1 protein-coding gene is annotated in these 513 nt (G+C 65.1%); it reads left to right on the forward strand.

The genetic code is table 11. From position 1 onward, the window contains the following. Window positions 1-233: 233 nt before the first annotated feature. On the forward strand, window positions 234-449 hold the full coding sequence (locus ACGWYJ_RS39020; RefSeq protein WP_395111750.1) for a BldC family transcriptional regulator: 216 nt from the start codon (window positions 234-236) through the stop codon (window positions 447-449). Window positions 450-513 lie beyond the last annotated feature (64 nt).

Here is a 513-nt window from a genome sequence, read left to right on the forward strand (position 1 = left end):
ACACCGAGCAACACCAACGGCGGGGAAGTATCTGGCCGCCGTTGGGGACATCTTCGTGGCCGCCAGCGGGGAGAACTCAAGGCCGCCTACGGGGAGATCCAAATGGCCGTTGACAGACTCCGGCGCCGATTTCGAGGGCCGGAATGGGCCGTGAAGGCATCCACCGCAAGATCCTAATGGTCGGAAAATCAGTTCCCCGATCACTATCTCAAGGATGAAAGGAGATCTCGACTATGACCAGAAAGTTCGACGCCGAGCGACTGTTGACGCCAGCGGAGGTGGCCGCGATGTTTCGCGTTGACCCTAAGACCGTTACCCGGTGGGCCCAGGCCGGGAAGCTGACCTCGATCCGCACCCTCGGCGGGCACCGCCGCTACCGGGAAGCCGAAGTCCGCGCCCTCCTCAGCGGCAAGACCACCGGAAACGATCCCGGCGACGCCACCCGCTGATGGATCCCCTGCGGCCATCTCGGCGGCACCCCGGCATGCTCGACGGCACCGCCCCGGGTGGCAC

Origin of the sequence: Actinomadura sp. SCN-SB (genome assembly GCF_043906805.1) — a bacterium.
Taxonomy (GTDB): Bacteria; Actinomycetota; Actinomycetes; order Streptosporangiales; family Streptosporangiaceae; genus Spirillospora.